Origin of the sequence: Bacillus sp. JJ1521, assembly GCF_036965165.1 — a bacterium.
Taxonomy (GTDB): domain Bacteria; phylum Bacillota; class Bacilli; order Bacillales; family Bacillaceae_L; genus Ferdinandcohnia.
Genome location: NZ_JBALOX010000183.1, coordinates 1 through 18,075, shown reverse-complemented (window position 1 = coordinate 18,075; position 18,075 = coordinate 1). Strand labels below are relative to the sequence as shown.

At 37.3% G+C, this 18,075-nt stretch carries 18 protein-coding genes; 7 read left to right on the top strand and 11 right to left on the bottom strand.

The features are described from left to right. Positions 1 to 144: 144 nt before the first annotated feature. Positions 145 to 333 (bottom strand): hypothetical protein, encoded by a 189-nt coding sequence (locus tag V7147_RS20930; RefSeq protein WP_335369745.1) that lies wholly within the window; start codon positions 331 to 333, stop codon positions 145 to 147. Between the two features lie 198 nt (positions 334 to 531). On the opposite strand from V7147_RS20930, the gene V7147_RS20925 reads away from it, so the two are divergent. Beyond that, a complete protein-coding gene (locus V7147_RS20925; RefSeq protein ID WP_335369744.1) occupies positions 532 to 1,167 on the top strand; it encodes a YktB family protein in 636 nt (211 codons plus the stop codon). A 273-nt stretch (positions 1,168 to 1,440) separates the two neighbouring features. Here V7147_RS20925 and V7147_RS20920 read toward each other — a convergent pair whose 3' ends face one another. Both V7147_RS20920 and V7147_RS20915 read right to left on the bottom strand, forming a co-directional pair. Further along, entirely contained in the window at positions 1,441 to 1,704 is a 264-nt protein-coding gene (locus V7147_RS20920) for a UPF0223 family protein (RefSeq protein WP_335369743.1), read from the bottom strand. A gap of 11 nt (positions 1,705 to 1,715) precedes the next feature. After that, positions 1,716 to 2,675, bottom strand: coding sequence for an NAD(P)H-dependent flavin oxidoreductase (locus tag V7147_RS20915; RefSeq protein ID WP_335369742.1), 960 nt, complete (start codon positions 2,673 to 2,675; stop codon positions 1,716 to 1,718). 229 nt (positions 2,676 to 2,904) lie between these two features. Here V7147_RS20915 and V7147_RS20910 point away from each other — a divergent pair, with 229 nt between their 5' ends. Next, entirely contained in the window at positions 2,905 to 4,377 is a 1,473-nt protein-coding gene (locus V7147_RS20910; RefSeq protein WP_335369741.1) for an aminotransferase class I/II-fold pyridoxal phosphate-dependent enzyme, read from the top strand. A 57-nt stretch (positions 4,378 to 4,434) separates the two neighbouring features. Here the strand turns inward: V7147_RS20910 and V7147_RS20905 are convergent, their stop codons facing one another. Next, a complete protein-coding gene (locus V7147_RS20905; RefSeq protein WP_010282821.1) occupies positions 4,435 to 4,551 on the bottom strand; it encodes a GapA-binding peptide SR1P in 117 nt (38 codons plus the stop codon). Between the two features lie 289 nt (positions 4,552 to 4,840). Between V7147_RS20905 and V7147_RS20900 the strand changes: the two genes are divergently transcribed. Then, positions 4,841 to 5,269, top strand: coding sequence for a DUF1885 family protein (locus tag V7147_RS20900; protein ID WP_335369740.1), 429 nt, complete (start codon positions 4,841 to 4,843; stop codon positions 5,267 to 5,269). 667 nt (positions 5,270 to 5,936) lie between these two features. Next, a complete protein-coding gene (locus V7147_RS20895; protein WP_335369739.1) occupies positions 5,937 to 6,314 on the top strand; it encodes a hypothetical protein in 378 nt (125 codons plus the stop codon). 62 nt (positions 6,315 to 6,376) lie between these two features. Here the strand turns inward: V7147_RS20895 and lpdA are convergent, their stop codons facing one another. The 5 genes from lpdA to V7147_RS20870 form a co-directional block, all read right to left on the bottom strand. After that, positions 6,377 to 7,786, bottom strand: a complete 1,410-nt coding sequence (lpdA, locus tag V7147_RS20890; RefSeq protein ID WP_335369738.1) for a dihydrolipoyl dehydrogenase — start codon at positions 7,784 to 7,786, stop codon at positions 6,377 to 6,379. Between the two features lie 6 nt (positions 7,787 to 7,792). Next, positions 7,793 to 9,088, bottom strand: a complete 1,296-nt coding sequence (locus V7147_RS20885) for a dihydrolipoamide acetyltransferase family protein (RefSeq protein WP_335369737.1) — start codon at positions 9,086 to 9,088, stop codon at positions 7,793 to 7,795. Positions 9,089 to 9,232: 144 nt separating this feature from the next. Next, positions 9,233 to 10,210 carry an alpha-ketoacid dehydrogenase subunit beta gene (locus tag V7147_RS20880; protein WP_335369736.1) on the bottom strand — a complete coding sequence of 326 codons (978 nt, stop codon included), beginning with the start codon at positions 10,208 to 10,210 and terminating at the stop codon, positions 9,233 to 9,235. Between the two features lie 3 nt (positions 10,211 to 10,213). Continuing rightward, positions 10,214 to 11,323 carry a pyruvate dehydrogenase (acetyl-transferring) E1 component subunit alpha gene (pdhA, locus tag V7147_RS20875; RefSeq protein ID WP_335369735.1) on the bottom strand — a complete coding sequence of 370 codons (1,110 nt, stop codon included), beginning with the start codon at positions 11,321 to 11,323 and terminating at the stop codon, positions 10,214 to 10,216. A gap of 449 nt (positions 11,324 to 11,772) precedes the next feature. Continuing rightward, complete coding sequence (locus tag V7147_RS20870) at positions 11,773 to 12,444, bottom strand: YkyA family protein (RefSeq protein WP_335369734.1); 672 nt, start codon at positions 12,442 to 12,444, stop codon at positions 11,773 to 11,775. A gap of 202 nt (positions 12,445 to 12,646) precedes the next feature. Here V7147_RS20870 and def point away from each other — a divergent pair, with 202 nt between their 5' ends. From def to rnjA, 3 genes are all read left to right on the top strand, one after another. Next, on the top strand, positions 12,647 to 13,198 hold the full coding sequence (def, locus tag V7147_RS20865) for a peptide deformylase (protein WP_335369733.1): 552 nt from the start codon (positions 12,647 to 12,649) through the stop codon (positions 13,196 to 13,198). Positions 13,199 to 13,719: 521 nt separating this feature from the next. Beyond that, positions 13,720 to 13,929 carry a DNA-dependent RNA polymerase subunit epsilon gene (locus V7147_RS20860; RefSeq protein WP_335369732.1) on the top strand — a complete coding sequence of 70 codons (210 nt, stop codon included), beginning with the start codon at positions 13,720 to 13,722 and terminating at the stop codon, positions 13,927 to 13,929. Between the two features lie 6 nt (positions 13,930 to 13,935). After that, positions 13,936 to 15,603 (top strand): ribonuclease J1, encoded by a 1,668-nt coding sequence (gene rnjA, locus V7147_RS20855; protein WP_335369731.1) that lies wholly within the window; start codon positions 13,936 to 13,938, stop codon positions 15,601 to 15,603. A gap of 94 nt (positions 15,604 to 15,697) precedes the next feature. Here the strand turns inward: rnjA and V7147_RS20850 are convergent, their stop codons facing one another. Together V7147_RS20850 and V7147_RS20845 are read right to left on the bottom strand one after the other, a co-directional pair. Next, on the bottom strand, positions 15,698 to 16,363 hold the full coding sequence (locus V7147_RS20850; RefSeq protein ID WP_335369730.1) for a potassium channel family protein: 666 nt from the start codon (positions 16,361 to 16,363) through the stop codon (positions 15,698 to 15,700). Positions 16,364 to 16,496: 133 nt separating this feature from the next. Continuing rightward, positions 16,497 to 18,075, bottom strand: a 1,579-nt coding sequence (locus tag V7147_RS20845; RefSeq protein WP_335369729.1) for an ABC transporter ATP-binding protein, incomplete at its 5' end; no start/stop codon positions are given.

Sequence of the window (18,075 nt, the reverse complement as noted above, 5' to 3'; positions counted from 1 at the left end):
GTTGGATAACTTAATTCAGCTCCGATGAATTAAGTTATCCAACGGATAGTATATGCTAAGTATCTTTCTTTAAAGCTTACTTTACTTATTTATGGAAAAGCAAGCAATAAGGAAAGCGAACCAACTTTGGTTCGCCTCAATCTTTTATGCCTCAATTTTCATTATTTCTTTGCTTAATTTTTGTAGTTTCTTTTTACATTCTGCCTTTTTCATTTCATCATTTTCAATCATCGCATCATAAAGGGTTGCCAATTCATAATCAACTTCTAAACGTAACACTGCCAAGCGTTTTTCTCCGTCTTTACGCTTTAAATCATTAATCACTTGTTTCAATTTCCGCACCCCTTTCGTCTATTTCGTTCAACCACCATCACTTTTGACTATTCCACTTGTTACTACTATCTTATGAAAAAACTGGAGCATTGTAACAAATATGTGCGTATACCTAGATAGGCTCCAAGCATGCTAGTTCAGATTTTCAATTGTTTTTGGTAAAATACGATTAGGAATATCAATAGGGGGATACTAAGAATGACTTTTACAGGGTTTACAAAAGAAGACTTTGATGTTTTTAAGATAGATGGACTTGAAAATCGAATGGATGCTTTAATTACACATGTCCGACCTAAATTAGAGTATTTAGGGAACCATTTTGCACCTACACTCTCAAGTTTGACGGGAGATGAAATGTTTGCTCATGTGGCAAAGCATGCAAGAAGAACGATTAATCCACCTAAAGATACTTGGGTTGCTTTTGCAAATAATAAGCGCGGCTATAAAATGCTGCCTCATTTTCAAATCGGATTGTGGAATACCCATCTATTCGTTTGGTTTGCTGTGATTTATGAGGCACCGATTAAAGCAGAGTTTGGGAGCATTTTAAAGGCTCATTCGAAAAAAATTAGAAAAAGTGTCCCCAACCATTTTCTATGGTCAGTCGATCATACAAAACCAGACACACTTATTCACCAAGGGTTAAACGAACAAGATCTAGAATCGATGTTCACACGACTACAAACCGTCAAAAAGGCTGAAATTCTTTGTGGAATTAACATTTCTCGAGACGAAGTAATAGATATGAAAGCAGAAGAGTTAGTACGAGCAATTGATGGAACTTTCAGAAAGTTATTACCATTATACCAGTTAGCGCAAAAAAGTTCAAAGTAGAGTTTTGATAAATAATCATTTTTCGACAAGCTTAGATTTTTAAAAAAGGATGTCCTGTTCCAAAACAGGACATCCTTTTAATCAAATACGCTATGGCGTATTTGCGCCCAGATTTTTTTAGGCCCACACAATGTGTTTTACAAAGACGTTGCCACAGGACGTGGCGTTCTTAGTCTTTGATCCGAAGCTCGAAAATTTTCTTTTAAAAATCTGTGGCATACGCCGGAGTCTGTATCATTATTTAGTCGGGGTTTGGACCCCAGCTAAATAATGTTACATTTTGATGATTTCCGTATTTTCTTTTGCTTTTTGGATCACACGATATGCAGAATAACCGCTTGTTTCTTCGAATTCACCACACACCTGTTTTTCCTCTGATTTACTTGGAACAATTTCTTTAAAACGCTTATATGCCTTCATCATTTGTTCCCTAGCAATCCCCTTCTCATATGCCCTTTCAACACATTCGAAAAAGGCGATTACATCAACCACTTCGTTCGTGCTCCAATCTAAAGAGATTGGATATTGATAATCCAATTATCTCACCTCTATTTATTCCACTTGTTGCTAATTTGCTCTGCCTCGGAGGTCATTCGCTCAAATAACTCAGCCACTGTTGGTTCGTCTTTAATAAGCCCCATCACCTGACCCGCCCAAGCAAAACCACTATCTAAATTTCCATCATAAATATAGCTCATATTAGCTTGACCACTTATGTAATCCCTTAATCCTTCATATCCGATATTGGCTTCTTCTAACTGAAGAATTTTGGAAGTCCACTCATTTGAAATCGCTCGACCCGGTGCTCCAAGTGTTCGTTTAATCACAACTGTATCATTTTCAGTTCCCTTAATCAATGCGTCTTTATAGCCTTGATGGGCATGAACACATTCTTTCGTGGCAATAAAACGAGTACCCATTTCGATTCCTTCAGCCCCTAAGCTTAATGCTGCCATTAGGCCGCGAGCATCACCAATCCCGCCTGAAGCGATAACCGGAATAGATACAGCATCGACTACCTGTGGAATAAGGACCATTGTTCCGATATCCTGTCTGCCAAGGTGACCTCCACCCTCTTGTCCGACAACCATCACAGCATCTGCCCCTAGCTCTTCTGCTTTTTGCGCTTGTCTTCTTGCAGCAACTAGAACGAGTTTCTTTGTATTAACACCTCTCAATCGTTCAAAAATCGGTGCTGGATTTCCACCAGTCATTGTAATGACAGGCACTTCTTCCTCAATTGCCACTTCAAGCATATCTGAAAATGCCCTTCCATGTTGTCCAATGGCATAGTTAACTCCGAACGGATTTTTTGTTAGTTCTTTTACTTTTTTAATTTCATTGCGAAGTTCTTCTGGTGAATTAAGTGACATTGCCGTAATTTGACCAAGTCCTCCAGCATTGGACACAGCGGCTGCAAGCTCCGAATATGCTAAATAAGCAAGTCCTCCCTGAATGATTGGGTATTTAATACCTAATAAAGTAGAAACCTTTGTTTCCCAATTCATTGATCTCCCACCTTTCCAATAAACCATTTCGAGATTACAGCTAGAAACTCCTCTTTTTATTTTTTAGCAAAGATTTAACAGTCCATAAAATGTTTAATAATCAATCAATGAGACAATTTAAGAGGGAGAAAAGTTTTTGTATGCAAACGGTATGAGAAGTGCTATAATTCATTTGTTTTATGTATAAATGTATGTTTATTCAATTTAAATAAAGAGGTGTGGTTATCAATTGTTGCAAAATGAAACACCATTATTTACTGGTCTTGTTGAACACGCAAAAAAGAATCCAACCCAATTCCATATTCCTGGACATAAAAAAGGAGCTGGGATTGATCCTGAATTTCGAAATTTTATCGGTGATAATGCCCTGTCTATTGACTTAATCAATATTGGGCCTTTAGATGATCTCCATCAACCTAAAGGGATAATTAAGCAAGCACAAGACCTGGCTGCTGAAGCCTTTGGCGCAGACCATACATTTTTTTCAGTTCAAGGTACTAGTGGAGCAATAATGACAATGGTCATGACTGTCTGTGGTCCTGGAGATAAAATCATAGTACCGAGAAACGTGCATAAATCTGTTATGTCCGCAATTGTTTTTTCCGGTGCAGTTCCAATTTTTATCCATCCTGAAATCGATAATACATTAGGGATTTCTCATGGTATCACAACTGACTCAGTTGAAAAGGCTCTCGAACAGCATCCGGATGCAAAAGGTTTGCTTGTCATTAATCCAACCTATTTCGGGATAGCCGCCGACCTAAAAAGAATCGTAGAAATTGCTCATTCTTATGAAGTTCCTGTTCTTGTGGACGAAGCACATGGAGTTCATATACACTTCCACGAAGAGCTACCCCTATCAGCAATGCAGGCTGGTGCTGATATGGCCGCTACAAGCGTCCATAAACTTGGAGGGTCAATGACACAAAGCTCTATTCTAAATGTAAGAGAAGGGTTGGTTTCCACTAACAGAGTTCAATCGATTTTGAGTATGCTTACTACAACGTCTACCTCTTATTTGTTATTAGCATCTTTAGACGTTGCTAGAAAACGTTTAGTGACTGAAGGCCATGAACTGATTGAAAAAACGATTGAATTATCCAATTACATTCGGGACAAAATCAATGAAATAGAAAAACTGTACTGTGTCGGACGAGAAATTTTAGGTTCAAAAGCTGCATTTGACTTTGATCCAACCAAATTGGTTATTTCGGTAAAAGATCTTGGAATAACTGGTTCAGATGCAGAAGTTTGGCTACGTGAAAAATACAATATCGAAGTGGAAATGTCTGACCTATATAACATCCTTTGCATTGTGACACCTGGAGATACAATAAAAGAGGCTGAGTTACTTATCACTGCTTTAGCTGATCTTTCTGATGAAGTATCCCATTATTCAGAGTCAAGAATCGTTCCGGAAGTATTGCTTCCAGATATACCTCTTCTCGCATTATCACCACGGGATGCATTTTATTCAGAAACTGAAGTGGTACCATTTGAAGAATCTGCAGGACGTGTTATAGCGGAATTCGTGATGGTATACCCTCCAGGAATCCCAATCTTTATCCCTGGAGAAATCATAACTGAAGAGAACTTAAGCTATATTCTAACGAATATTGAAGCAGGTCTCCCTGTTCAAGGACCTGAGGATTATGAGTTAAAATTTCTACGCGTCATTAAAGAACATCGAGCTATTCGATGAAAACCCAAAAAGAAAGCATGCAAATTCTGCATGCTTTTTTCATGTCCTCATATAAAGTTAGTTCTCTTCGTGACGGCAATCGCAGTGGTCGCATGTTGAATAAAGTGTTGTAACCTTCTCATATTCAAAATGCTCAATTGTCTCGCTACAAGTTTGACAGATGATTGTACCCATTATTCAAAGCCCCTTTCGAAAAGTAGATTTCATTTAACTCATTTTGAAAACGTTTTATGTTATGTTATTTATATAATAGTATGTCACATTCACTTCGTCAATGGTTAATTGTATAACATTTTTAAATATTTTATGTTTATTTTTATCATAAATACAAACAAACCGCATATATTGAGCATCCCAATCAATCTGAAGTTGTAAGTATTACCAATTAAATGCTAGAATAAGAGTGGATTCCCATAGAATGAGAGTTACTTATTGAATACAATTTTGAGTAGGAGTGAAAAGTTTGGAAAACGCATACATAAAGCTTGTCAGTAATTCAAACGTACAACATATTTCACTTGATGATGTTAGAGACCACTTTAGCTATTACAAAGAAATTACAGGTAAAACAGGCAAACAGCTTGATTGGGATTATGATCATGCTGCATTCCCCTACCAAATAAAAGAAGTTAATCAAGAAAAAAACTGGTTTTACTTAAAATCAAATCACCAAAAATACAATGCAATCGTTGTTGGAGTTGGGCATGAGGAAATGAAAGATGAAAATGGTGAGACGACAGAACACAGCTATATCCAGGTCACTCTTCCTCAAAGTTCAACGGCAGGAGACAAGGGAAAAGCAAATGAATTTTGCAAGTTTTTAGCTAAAAAACTCGAGGGTGAATTACACCTATTTAATGGACGTATCATGTATTTTTACAAACGAAAATAGCCAACATGGAGAAATAAAAAATAGACCATATCCTAGAGATATGGTCTATTTACGTGAAGACCCAAAACACTTTTTCAAACGAGAAAAAACAAAAAAATGAAATGACTGTAATAAGAAAGGATCCTTTTCGTGTCAACCCAATCTTATTCGCGATTAAGAAGGCGACATAACAAAAAATAATCAATAATATCCCTTTGGCTAGAAGGCTGTCAGAGCCTGACAACCATGACACCAATGAAAAAGTACTCCAAATTAAAATCTGAATTAACCCAATTACATAAACCTTCATGAAGAAACTCCCCTTTTACCTTCAGGTTATATGCTTGTCTTCTATAAATTTCTATTAACTATATTAATTAATATGCACAGAAAAATGGTAGTATTTTTCATTTATGTAACAAATCGATTACATCGGTAAGAATTTTTAGAATACATGATAAAATGAATTGGAATGAAGAAATAGGTGTTTTGTATTATACAACTTTATTCATTAGGGACTATCAACCCTAATGAATAAAGTCGTATGCCTCCGGCGGATGCCACGATTTTTCAAAGGAAATTTTTCGAGACGTGCTCGAAAAATTTCGGGCGACAAATACGCCAAGGCGTATTTGATAATAGTTGTAAAGACCTATACATTTGACTATTTTATGAAAGAGTGAAAAAAATGAAAGCAAATCTTCTAATCATACTTTCTTTTATTATTCTTTCTTCGTGTTCTTCGTACAAGTCACAGCCACTAATACCGGAAACCGACGAAAAACAAATTATCTTTTTTTCAGATGAGGATAATCTACGCAATGAAAGCAGCTATTATGATGCGTTACTGGAGCTTAAAATAAAATTCCCAACAGAAATCGCTAATATGAAGGTTGTTTCTTCCAATGATAATAGACTTTATACTAAATATGAGATAGAAGTATATCCATCATTATTAATTGTCCAACAAGATAAAGTCCTTGAAAAAATTGAAGGAAATGTTGGCAAAGATGAAATTATCACCCCCCTAGAAAATGTATTATCTTCAACGACTAGTTCCAAATAAAGAGAGCAGAAGGAATCGATAACAAAAAAATCGCCCCATAAGGAGCGATTTTTTTGTATTTATTATTTTGCAATGTGGATTGGAGATCCTAAAGCAACTTCTGCTGCTTCCATTGTAATTTCACCGAGTGTTGGGTGAGCGTGAATTGTCATTGCAATGTCTTCTGCTGTCATTCCAGCTTCAACAGCTAGACCCAATTCAGAAATAATATCTGATGCACTTTCACCAGCTACTTGAGCACCAATGAGAAGTCCATCTTCTTTACGAGTAATGAGCTTCACAAAACCATCTGTTGCTTCAAGTGCAAGCGCACGACCATTTGCTGCATATGGGAATTTAGCTGCAATAATTTCAATTCCTTCTTCTTTTGCTTGTTGTTCAGTGTAGCCAACAGTAGCAAGTTCAGGTTCGGAGAATACTACAGCAGGAATACCTAAGTAGTCAATTTCAGATGCTTCCCCAGCAATTGCTTCTGCTGCAATTTTACCTTCATATGAAGCTTTGTGTGCTAATTGAGGTCCTGCAACAATATCACCGATTGCAAAAATATTGCTTACACTTGTACGGCATTGCTTGTCAACTTCAATTATGCCTCTTTCGCTCATTTTAACACCAGCAAGCTCTAATCCAAGCTCATCAGTATTAGGGCGGCGTCCAACCATTACGAATACATAATCTGCATCAATTGATTGTTCTTGACCATTTGCTTCATACTTCACTGTTACACCAGTTTCGGTTTCTTCCACACCTTTGGCTAACGCCTTAGCGATGATTTCAGCACCTTTTTTCTTAAGGTTCTTTTTAACAATTGCAGTCATTTGCTTTTCAAATCCAAGAAGAATGTCATCTGCACCTTCTAGGATCGTTACTTGTGATCCAAAGTTAGCATAAGCACCACCAAGTTCAATACCGATAACACCGCCGCCGATTACAACGATTTTTTCAGGTACTTCTTGAAGTCCTAATGCTCCTGTTGAATCAAGTACACGTTTTGAATATTTAAAGGATGGTATCTCAATTGGACGAGATCCAGTAGCAATAATAGCGTTTTTGAAATTGTATGTTTGTGCAGAGTTTTCACTCATTACACGAAGGGAGTTTGCATCAACGAAGTATGCTTCCCCTTTAACAACTTCCACTTTATTAGCTTTTAAAAGTCCTGCTACTCCACCAGTTAATTTCTTTACAACACCATCTTTAAATGCTTGAACTTTAGAAAAGTCAAGAGTAACATTTTCAGCTTTAATTCCCATTGATTCAGAATCTTTAGCTGTTTCATAACGGTGTCCCGCGGAGATTAATGCCTTTGATGGGATACATCCAACGTTAAGACAAACACCACCAACAGTAGCTTTCTCAACGATGGTTACCTTTTGTCCAAGCTGAGCTGCACGAATGGCTGCTACATATCCACCAGGGCCGGCACCAATTACTATAGTATCTGTTTCGATCGGGAAATCTCCTACTACCATTTTGAATTACGCCTCCATTAATAATAGTTGTGGGTCATTTAACAAACGTTTGATTTGGTTGAGAGCGTTTTGAGCAGTAGCCCCATCAATCATACGGTGGTCAAAGCTTAGTGATATAGCAAGTACTGGTGCTACAACAATCTCACCATTTTTTACAACCGGTTTTTCTGCAATACGACCGATACCTAAGATTGCAACTTCAGGATGGTTAATAACAGGAGTGAACCATTGTCCGCCTGCTGACCCAATATTGCTGATAGTACATGATGCACCTTTCATTTCATCCGGAGCAAGCTTACCATCACGAGCCTTACCTGCTAATTCATTAATCTCATTTGAAATTGTGAATATTGATTTACGATCTGCATCTTTAACAACCGGAACAAGAAGACCTCTTTCAGTATCAGCTGCAATACCGATATTGTAGTAGTGCTTATGAATAATCTCGTCAGTTGCATCATCAAGAGATGTATTTAATGCAGGGAATTCACGTAATGCTGAAGTTAATGCCTTCACTACATAAGGTAGGTATGTTAATTTAATACCTTTTTCAGCTGCAATAGCTTTGAATTGCTTACGGTGTGCAACCAATGCTGTTACATCCACTTCGTCCATTAATGTAACGTGTGGCGCTGTATGTTTAGAGTTAACCATTGCTTTAGCAATTGCTTTACGAATTCCACTCATCTTTTCACGAGTTTCTGGATATTGACCTGCAGGAATTGGTTGTTTTGCAGGCGCTTTCGCTGCTTCTTCTTTAGCTGTTTGTGGAGCTTCAGCCGCCTGTGCTAATGGAGCAGCAGTTGCACCACCAGAAATAAATGCATCAATATCTGACTTCATTATTCTACCATTATCTCCGCTGCCTGCAACCTTTTTAATATCGATTCCTTTTTCACGTGCATATTTACGAACTGAAGGCATAGCAATAATACGACGGCTTTCGTCGACTTCAGCTGCTGGCGCAGTTGCTTCTGAAGCAGTCTCATTTGTTGCTTGCGCCTGTGCTTCTTCTTTAGGAGCTTCTTCTGATTCTTCACCTTTAAATTGAATGTCCTCATATCCAGGAGCATCAAATTTAATTAGAGTATCTCCAACGATAGCAACAGTTCCTTCTTCTACCAGTATGTCTAATACTTTTCCTTTAACAGGAGAAGGGATTTCTACTACTGCTTTATCATTTTGAACCTCACAAAGAACATCGTCCTCATTAACTTCATCGCCTGGTTTAACAAACCATTTTACGATTTCACCCTCATGGATACCTTCACCGATATCTGGCAACTTAAATTCAAATGCCACGGTTTTCGCCTCCTAAATAGTTAGTTTCTTGTCGAATATGCCTTTTCGGCGTACGGTCATTTACTTATGATGTAATTCCTCTTCTATCGTACGCCAAAGGCTTTTAAATACCGTTAAGGGAGTTACTCCCTCTATTTTGATTAATTAGAAATTCAATACTTTCTTAGCTGTTTCTAATACATCCTTAAAGTTTGGTAACCAAACTGATTCTGCTTGTGAGAAAGGAAATACTGTATCAGGTGCAGCTACACGTAATACAGGAGCTTCTAGACTTAAGATTGCACGGTCATTGATTTCAGCAACTACGTTGGCTGCAATCCCAGCTTGTTTTTGCGCCTCTTGAACAACAATAGCGCGTCCTGTTTTTTCAACAGAAGCAATGATTGTTGGAATATCTATTGGACTTACAGTACGAAGGTCAATTACCTCTGCGGAAATACCTTCTTTTTCTAATTCTGTAGCTGCTTTTAAGCATTCATGTACCATAGCACCATAAGAAATCATAGTAAGATCTTTACCTTCACGCTTCACTTCCGCTTTACCAAGCTCGATCGTGTATTCACCCTCTGGAACTTCTTGGCGGAATGAACGATATAGTTTCATATGCTCTAAGAAGATAACTGGATCATTGTCACGAATTGCAGCGATCAATAAACCTTTAGCATCATACGGAGTTGATGGGATAACAACCTTTAATCCAGGTTGTTGTGCCATTAGTCCCTCCAAGCTATCAGCATGAAGTTCTGGTGTATGTACACCACCACCAAATGGTGAACGAATCGTTACAGGAGCAGTATAGCGTCCACCTGAACGATAACGCATACGTGCTAATTGGCCACTAATAGAATCAATAACTTCATAGACAAATCCAAAGAACTGAATTTCTGGAACTGGACGGTAGCCCTCTAAACTAAGACCAACAGCAAGCCCGCCAATACCCGATTCAGCAAGTGGCGTATCAAATACACGATCTTCACCGAATTCAGCCTGTAGGCCTTCAGTAGCACGGAACACACCGCCGTTAACTCCAACGTCTTCACCAAAAACTAAGACATTAGGGTCATTTTTTAATTCTGTGCGTAACGCATCAGTGATTGCTTGAATCATTGTCATTTGCGCCATGGCTTACTTCGACTCCTTCGCTTTATAGATTTCCATTTGCTCCTCTAGATTTTGAGGAAGCTGTTCGAACATATGTGAAATTAGGTCAGTAACCTTTTGTTTTGGTTGTTCATCTGCTTTTTTGATTGCATTCTTGATATCTTCTTTTGCTTCTTCAATGACTTGGTTTTCTAATTCTTCATTCCAAATACCTTTACCTTCAAGGTACTTACGGAAACGAACTAGTGGATCTTTCTTTTCCCATTCATTGTCAAGCTCAGATGTACGATATCTTGTTGGGTCATCCCCAGCCATTGTATGTGGACCGTAACGGTATGTCATAGTCTCAATTAATGTTGGACCTTCACCATTAACTGCGCGCTCACGAGCTTCTTTAACAGCTACATAAACTGCAAGTGGATCCATTCCATCTACTTGAATTCCTGGAATACCAGCTGCTACAGCTTTTTGAGCTAAAGTATGTGCTGCTGATTGTTTCTCAACAGGTGTAGAAATTGCAAAACGGTTATTTTGAACCATGAATATAGCAGGTGCTTTGAACGCTCCAGCAAAGTTAATTCCTTCATAGAAATCACCTTGTGAAGTCCCACCGTCACCAGTATAAGTGATAGCAACTGATTTCTTACCGCGTTTTTTCATTCCTAAGGCAACACCAGCACACTGTACGTATTGTGCCCCAATGATGATTTGTGGAGAGATTACATTAACTCCTTCAGGCATTTGGTTCCCATGGAAATGTCCACGTGAGAATAAGAATGCTTGATATAATGGCAATCCGTGCCAAACAATCTGAGGTACATCACGGTAACCAGGTAAAATAAAATCTTCTTTCTCTAATGCAAATTGTGATGCAAGTTGAGATGCTTCTTGACCTGCAGTTGGTGCATAGAAACCTAAACGACCTTGACGGTTTAATGAAATAGAACGTTGGTCAAGGATACGTGTATAAACCATTCTTCTCATTAATTCTTTTAATTGATCATCACTTAAATCAGGAACAGCAGCTTTATTTACTACTTCTCCTTCTTCATTTAAGATCTGAAACATAGGAAAGTTTTCTGCAACTTTATTCAGTTGCCCTTGTAAATCAAAGACATTTGCTTTTACAGCCATCAATACTCGCTTCCTTCCTTACCCTATTTTCTTTAATACAAAACATACAGCATTAGGTTACCCAAATATATCTTTTCAAAGACATTTTTTACCCTACCGAACATGGTCTTTAGATGTAGTGATTAATAGCAATGCTCGAAAAGGATATTCTGACTCCTAAATGATGCTGTATTAATTATTTTAGTAAAGCAATTAATACAACTGCTCTCTATCCATTTCCAAGTTTACAACAATGAAAGAGAGTCGTCAAATTGTTTGTTTACTGTTTTTATAACTTGTCCGTCTCAGTTTTATCTTTTGTATATTTTTCCACTTTTTCAAACTGTACCAATACACAATTATCATCTGTATCATTAAAATTCATTTTTCTTTGACGTTTTTTTATAAGAAATCCCTTAGAAGCCATAAGAAAAGGACTACCAACATTGGTAGCCCTTTCATCATGTGTATTATTTTTCTTCTTTAAAGACAACTTCTAGTCCAGCATTTTTATAAAATGAAACCTTTGCATTATTGTATTGATCCGTTAGTTTATTAAATTCCTCATTTGCAGCAACCACTTTTTCATAGGTTCCGTTAATAAGATTAATTTGTTGTTCCAATTCATCTAATGTTAATTTTTCATTTTGGAACATTTCATATAATTTTTTATCATGTCCAATGGCCTCTATATAGGAAGAATACAATTCCTCATAGCTTTCATAGCGCTCATTCATCAACGACACTAACGCATTTGCCTCTTCCTTAAGACTATCTTCTTTTATCTCTGAAATAAAGGAATCAATTTTTTGAAACTCCTTTTTCGAAGCATTGATACTCTCATGTTCATTGTTTATCCTTGTTTCACGATCAGCAACAATAGTCAGAGCTTCATTAGATAATGTAACGATTTGATCAAATTCCTTCATACCTAAAGTCAAAATTTGATCGTAAAGCTCTTTTTCTTTCTTCTCCAAGTCCACTAGTGGATCTTGTTGTTCCTCAAAGTCTTTTTCAACTGTGACCACTTTTTCCAATGTTTCGTAAATTTGTTCTCCAGGAGATGGTCCACCCGTACATCCCATTAAGAGAAAAACCAAAGAAATTAAAACAAATAAAAATTTAAACGTTTTATTTTTCACGATCTGCTCCCCCTTAGCTACTTACAATATACTATATAATAGTGGGTTTTCATAACATATTTTTTTGTTTTGGTCTATTTTTAAATATATTAAATTGTCCAAGCTTTAGAACAAAGTTGATGCACTACTTTTATATTTAAAAATGATGAGACCTTTGTTAAACTTAAACTACAATAAGCATCAAGATCAGGAAGTGATATCAATGATAACAATGGAAAATATAATCCGGGAAGGCCACCCAACATTAAGGCAGGTCGCAAAAGAGGTTGCTTTGCCAGCAACGGATGAAGACCGAAATATTTTAGAAGATCTCATTGAATATGTAAAGAACAGCCAGGACCCAGAAATTGCAGAAAAATATGGGCTTCGACCAGGAATAGGGTTAGCTGCACCACAAATTAATGTATCAAAACGGATGATTGCAGTGCATCTTAAGGATGATGATATACTTTATAGCTACGCATTGTTCAATCCAAAGATTATTAGTCATTCTGTTAAAAAGAGTTATTTGTCAAGTGGTGAGGGGTGTTTATCTGTTGACCGACTTGTACCTGGATATGTTCCCCGTTATGCGAAAATCAAGGTGAAAGGAATTAACCTTGAAGGCGAAGAAGTCATTGCAGAACTAAAAGGGCTTCCTGCTATTTGTTTTCAGCATGAAATTGATCATTTAAATGGTGTTATGTTTTATGATCATATTAATGAGGAAGACCCATTTGCTGAACCGGAAAATGCAATTTCAATTGAACGCTAAGGTTTGAGTATCGATGTGCGAAGCATGTCGGTGCTTTTTTATGTTGTTTCCATTTATTTTTCATGATAATTAGGACCTTTTTTCCACATAATAAGGACAAATAAAGCACCGTTGATGAAATGTTTAAAGTACGGGAAAAAAGGAGATGATAGTCATGCTAAAAAAGTTACGGGAAAAATTAATAAAGCAATGGCAGGATTTATTAAAAAGGAAGTCAATTGCATAATCAAAGAGAAAACAATATAGAGCCCTTCCTAGTTTCGGAGGGCTCGTTATGTACTATCATTTATATTAATGATATAATTGTTTTTTAGGCGTGCGGTGTATTAAACTTCATTTCCCAAATGGTTTTATCCGGAAAGTCTTAGTCTTTGCCCCTATATACCCCCTCTTTTTACCTATTAGATTGCATTTATTAAGATTTATTTAGGAAAAATAAGAAAAAACATGAAAATCATGTTATATTTTTATATAATAGAAAAAGTTACTCTAACTTTCGGAAATTAAGGAGAGATTTGGCAATGATTTTTAAAGTTTACTATCAAGAAAATGCTTATGATGTTCCTGTAAGAGAAAATACAAAAACCGTGTATATTGAAGCAGAATCTCATGTTGCGGTGCGCCAAAAATTAAAGGAACGGAAAATTAACATTGAATATATTCAACAGGTGGAAGGGGCCTATCTTGAATATGAAAAACTAAATGAAGATTATAAAGTATTGGAGATTTGATGAATTATGAAATTTGTTAAGAACGATCAAACAGCTGTTTTCGCCTTAGGTGGACTTGGGGAAATCGGTAAAAACACTTATGGCGTGCAGTTTCAGGATGAAATCATCCTAATCGATGCTGGAATTAAGTTTCCAGAGGACGAGCTATTGGGAATTGACTATGTTATTCCTGATTACAGCTTTCTTGTTAAGAATGAAGAGAAGATAAAGGGATTATTTATCACCCACGGACATGAAGACCATATTGGTGGTATTCCTTATTTACTTCGTGAAATAAATGTACCGATATACGGCGGAAAACTTGCCCTAGGTTTAATTCGAAACAAGCTTGAAGAGCACGGATTACTCCGTCAGGCAAAGCTAATCGAAATTAAGGAAGATGACATCATTAAGTTCCGTAAAACATCGGTTACTTTTTTCAGAACAACACATAGTATTCCTGATTCATATGGGATTGTCGTAAAGACACCTCCTGGACAAATCGTACATACAGGAGATTTCAAGTTCGATTTCACACCTGTTGGGGAGCCTGCAAACCTGCAAAAAATGGCGGAAATCGGAAAAGATGGGGTTCTATGTTTACTATCTGATAGTACGAATGCAGAAATACCTCATTTTACAATGTCTGAAAGACGCGTAGGCGAAAGTATTCAAGATATTTTCCGTACGGTAGATGGTCGAATCATTTTTGCTACTTTCGCATCCAATATTCATCGCCTTCAACAAGTGGTTGAAGCCGCGGTTCAAAACGATCGAAAAATTGCAGTTTTCGGAAGAAGTATGGAATCGGCAATCACAATTGGATATGATCTCGGGTATATTTCGTGTCCGAAAGACACATTTGTGGATGCAAATCAAATTAACCGCCTTCCTGCGAATAAAGTAGTTATTTTATGTACAGGAAGCCAAGGTGAATCGATGGCAGCCCTTTCAAGAATCGCTAATGGCACACATCGACAAATTCAAATCATTCCTGGGGATACAGTTGTATTTTCATCCTCTCCTATTCCAGGGAATACACTAAGCGTTAGTCGAATCATTAATATGCTTTCTCGTGCAGGTGCCGATGTTATCCACGGACCATTAAGTAATATCCATACATCTGGTCATGGTGGTCAAGAAGAGCAAAAATTAATGCTTCGCCTTATGCAGCCAAAGTATTTCATGCCTATTCACGGTGAATATCGGATGCAAAAGATGCATGCTAAATCTGCTGTAGATTGTGGTGTATATGAGGAAAATTGCTTTATTATGGATAATGGCGAAGTTCTCGCATTAAGTGAGAATGAAGCGTCTGTAGCTGGAAAAATTCCGTCAGGCAATGTGTATATCGATGGCAGTGGTATTGGTGATATAGGAAATATCGTATTACGTGACCGCCGCATTCTTTCCGAAGAAGGTCTTGTAATTGTGGTAGTAAGTATTAATATGAAGGACTTTAAGATTGCTGCCGGACCTGATTTAATTTCTCGTGGATTTGTGTATATGCGTGAGTCTGGAGACTTAATCAATGATGCGCAAACCCTGATTTCGAAGCATTTAAATAAAGTAATGGAGCGCCGTACTACGCAATGGTCTGAGATTAAGAATGAAATCACAGACACACTTGCTCCGTTCCTGTATGAAAAGACAAAACGCCGTCCGATGATATTACCGATCATTATGGAGGTCTAAGTTTTTAATTTGCCCTTATATTCAATGTTGATTACCCACTGAGGCTTTCCTCAGTGGGTTTTTATTATTTAAAAAAACGCCTCATAAGAGACGTTTATTCTTCGATAAGGTTTTTTTCGAAACGGCTGATGTCTGTATCAGCTCCAATAATGATTAGGATATCCCCTCTATGTATTTGCTCGGTTGCTTGAGGAGATACAATGATGTTCTTGCCCCTTTTCATCGCTACAATGGTTACCCCGTATTTGGCACGGACATCTAATTCGATTAAAGATTTCCCATCAATTTTCTGACCTGCTACAATTTCAATAATACTATGCTCATCTGAAAGCTCCAAATAATCTAATACATTATTTGAAATGATATTGTGAGCAATCCGTTTTCCCATATCACGTTCCGGGTGGACAATCCGATCCGCTCCAATTTTACTTAAGATTTTCTCATGGTAATCATTTTGTGCTTTTACCCAAATTTGTTTAACTCCTAATTCCTTTAGGATAATGGTTGTTAGAATACTTGCCTTTAAGTTATCCCCAATTGCCACGATGACAAGGTCAAAATTACGAATCCCAATACTTTTGAGGACGGATTCATCAGTAGAATCCCCTACAACAGCATGTGAGGCAATTGCCTGATATTCATTCACCCTATCTTCATCAATGTCCATTGCCATGACTTCCATGCCTTCTTCACTCAATGCCCGGCAAATACTTCCTCCGAAACGACCGAGGCCAATGACCGCAAATTCTTTTTTATTCACTGCTATTCCCCCATCAATTTGATGATACCATCCATTTTAACACAAGTAATCGTCAATGTGGAAGCACCTCTACCATGACGAAATGACATAAAAAAATGAAAGGACCCATACTGCAGTCCTTTCGTCCATATACTTATATTGCTTCGAGCATTTTAAATTGAGCCTTTACTAACCCAAAATACTCCCCTTGTTGTTTCATAAGTTCATCATGATTACCCTGTTCAATAATTTCACCATGATCTAATACAAAAATCGTATCGGCTTCACGAATGGTTGAAAGTCTATGAGCTATGATAATTGCTGTCCGATTCTTTAATAACTGTTTTAAGGCCTGTTGGATTTTCACTTCTGATTCCGTATCAATACTTGCAGTTGCTTCATCGAGAATTAGAATTTTCGGGTCTGCCAGAAGTGCACGGGCAAAGGATAATAATTGTCGTTCACCCACTGATAAAATATTTCCTCTTTCCTCAACTTCTGTATCATATCCGTTAATAAGTTTCTCAATAAACTGATGGGCACCGACTGCTGTTGCAGCCGCCATTACCTCTTCATCCGTTGCATCAGGGCGGCCAAAACGAATATTGTCTTTAATTGTACCAGAGAATATGAAGGTATCCTGAAGGACTACACTTATTTGAGAGCGAACACTTTGAAGCGATAGCTCTTTAATATCGATTCCATCGATGCGAACTGCCCCACTCGTTGCATCGTAAAAACGACTTATTAGGTTTGCTATCGTCGTTTTACCAGAGCCAGTATGACCGACAAGCGCGACAGTTTTACCAGCTTCCATCGTTAAAGAAATACCTTTTAGTGCTTTACGGCTTTCATCATATGAAAATTCAACTTTATTAAATTCAACCTTCCCTTTCATATCGGTTAAGTGAATCGCGTTATCTTTTTCACCAACAATTGGCTTTTCATCGATGAATTCAAAAATACGCTCAGATGAGGCCATTCCCACTAATAGTTGATTATACACTTGACCAAGGCGTGAAATAGGCTCCCAGAACATCCCTAAGTAAAAGGCAAAGGAAACGAAGACCCCAATCGTTAATCCATTATCCTGAATAAGCATTGCCCCAAACCAAATTAAAATCGCTGTTCCAATTGCATTTGTCATTTCAACAAACGGACGGAACATAGCATTTTTCTGGGTCGCATCTCTCCAGCTTTCAAAGTTTTGATTGTTAACGCCATCGAAGAACTCGATGTTTTCTTTTTCCTGGGTAAACGCCTGCGTTACGCGTATCCCCTGAATGCTTTCATTCAAATGTGAGTTAAGCATCGATTGTTTAATTCTTACAGTTTGCCAAGATCTTCTGATATTCCTTCTTAATTTAGTTGTGATTAAGACCATAAGTGGCAGGATAATCAAAATTGCCAGTGTAAGTTTCGGACTTAATCCAAACAGAATAAAAATAACCCCAAATAAAAGGACAAAATCCATTAATAGATTAATAACCCCATTTGTAAATAATTCTTGAAGGGAGTTTACATCATTAAGGATTCGGACTAATATAGAACCCGCTGATCGCTTGTCAAAGAATCGATGTGAAAGCCCTTGGACATGTGTAAATAGATGCTTTCGTAAATCGTAAATAATATTTTGACCAAGCATATTCGTCCATTTGATTCTAAAAATATTTGCAACATAATTAATTGCATATAACCCAGCAATCGTCACAACTAAAATAATTAATAAATTC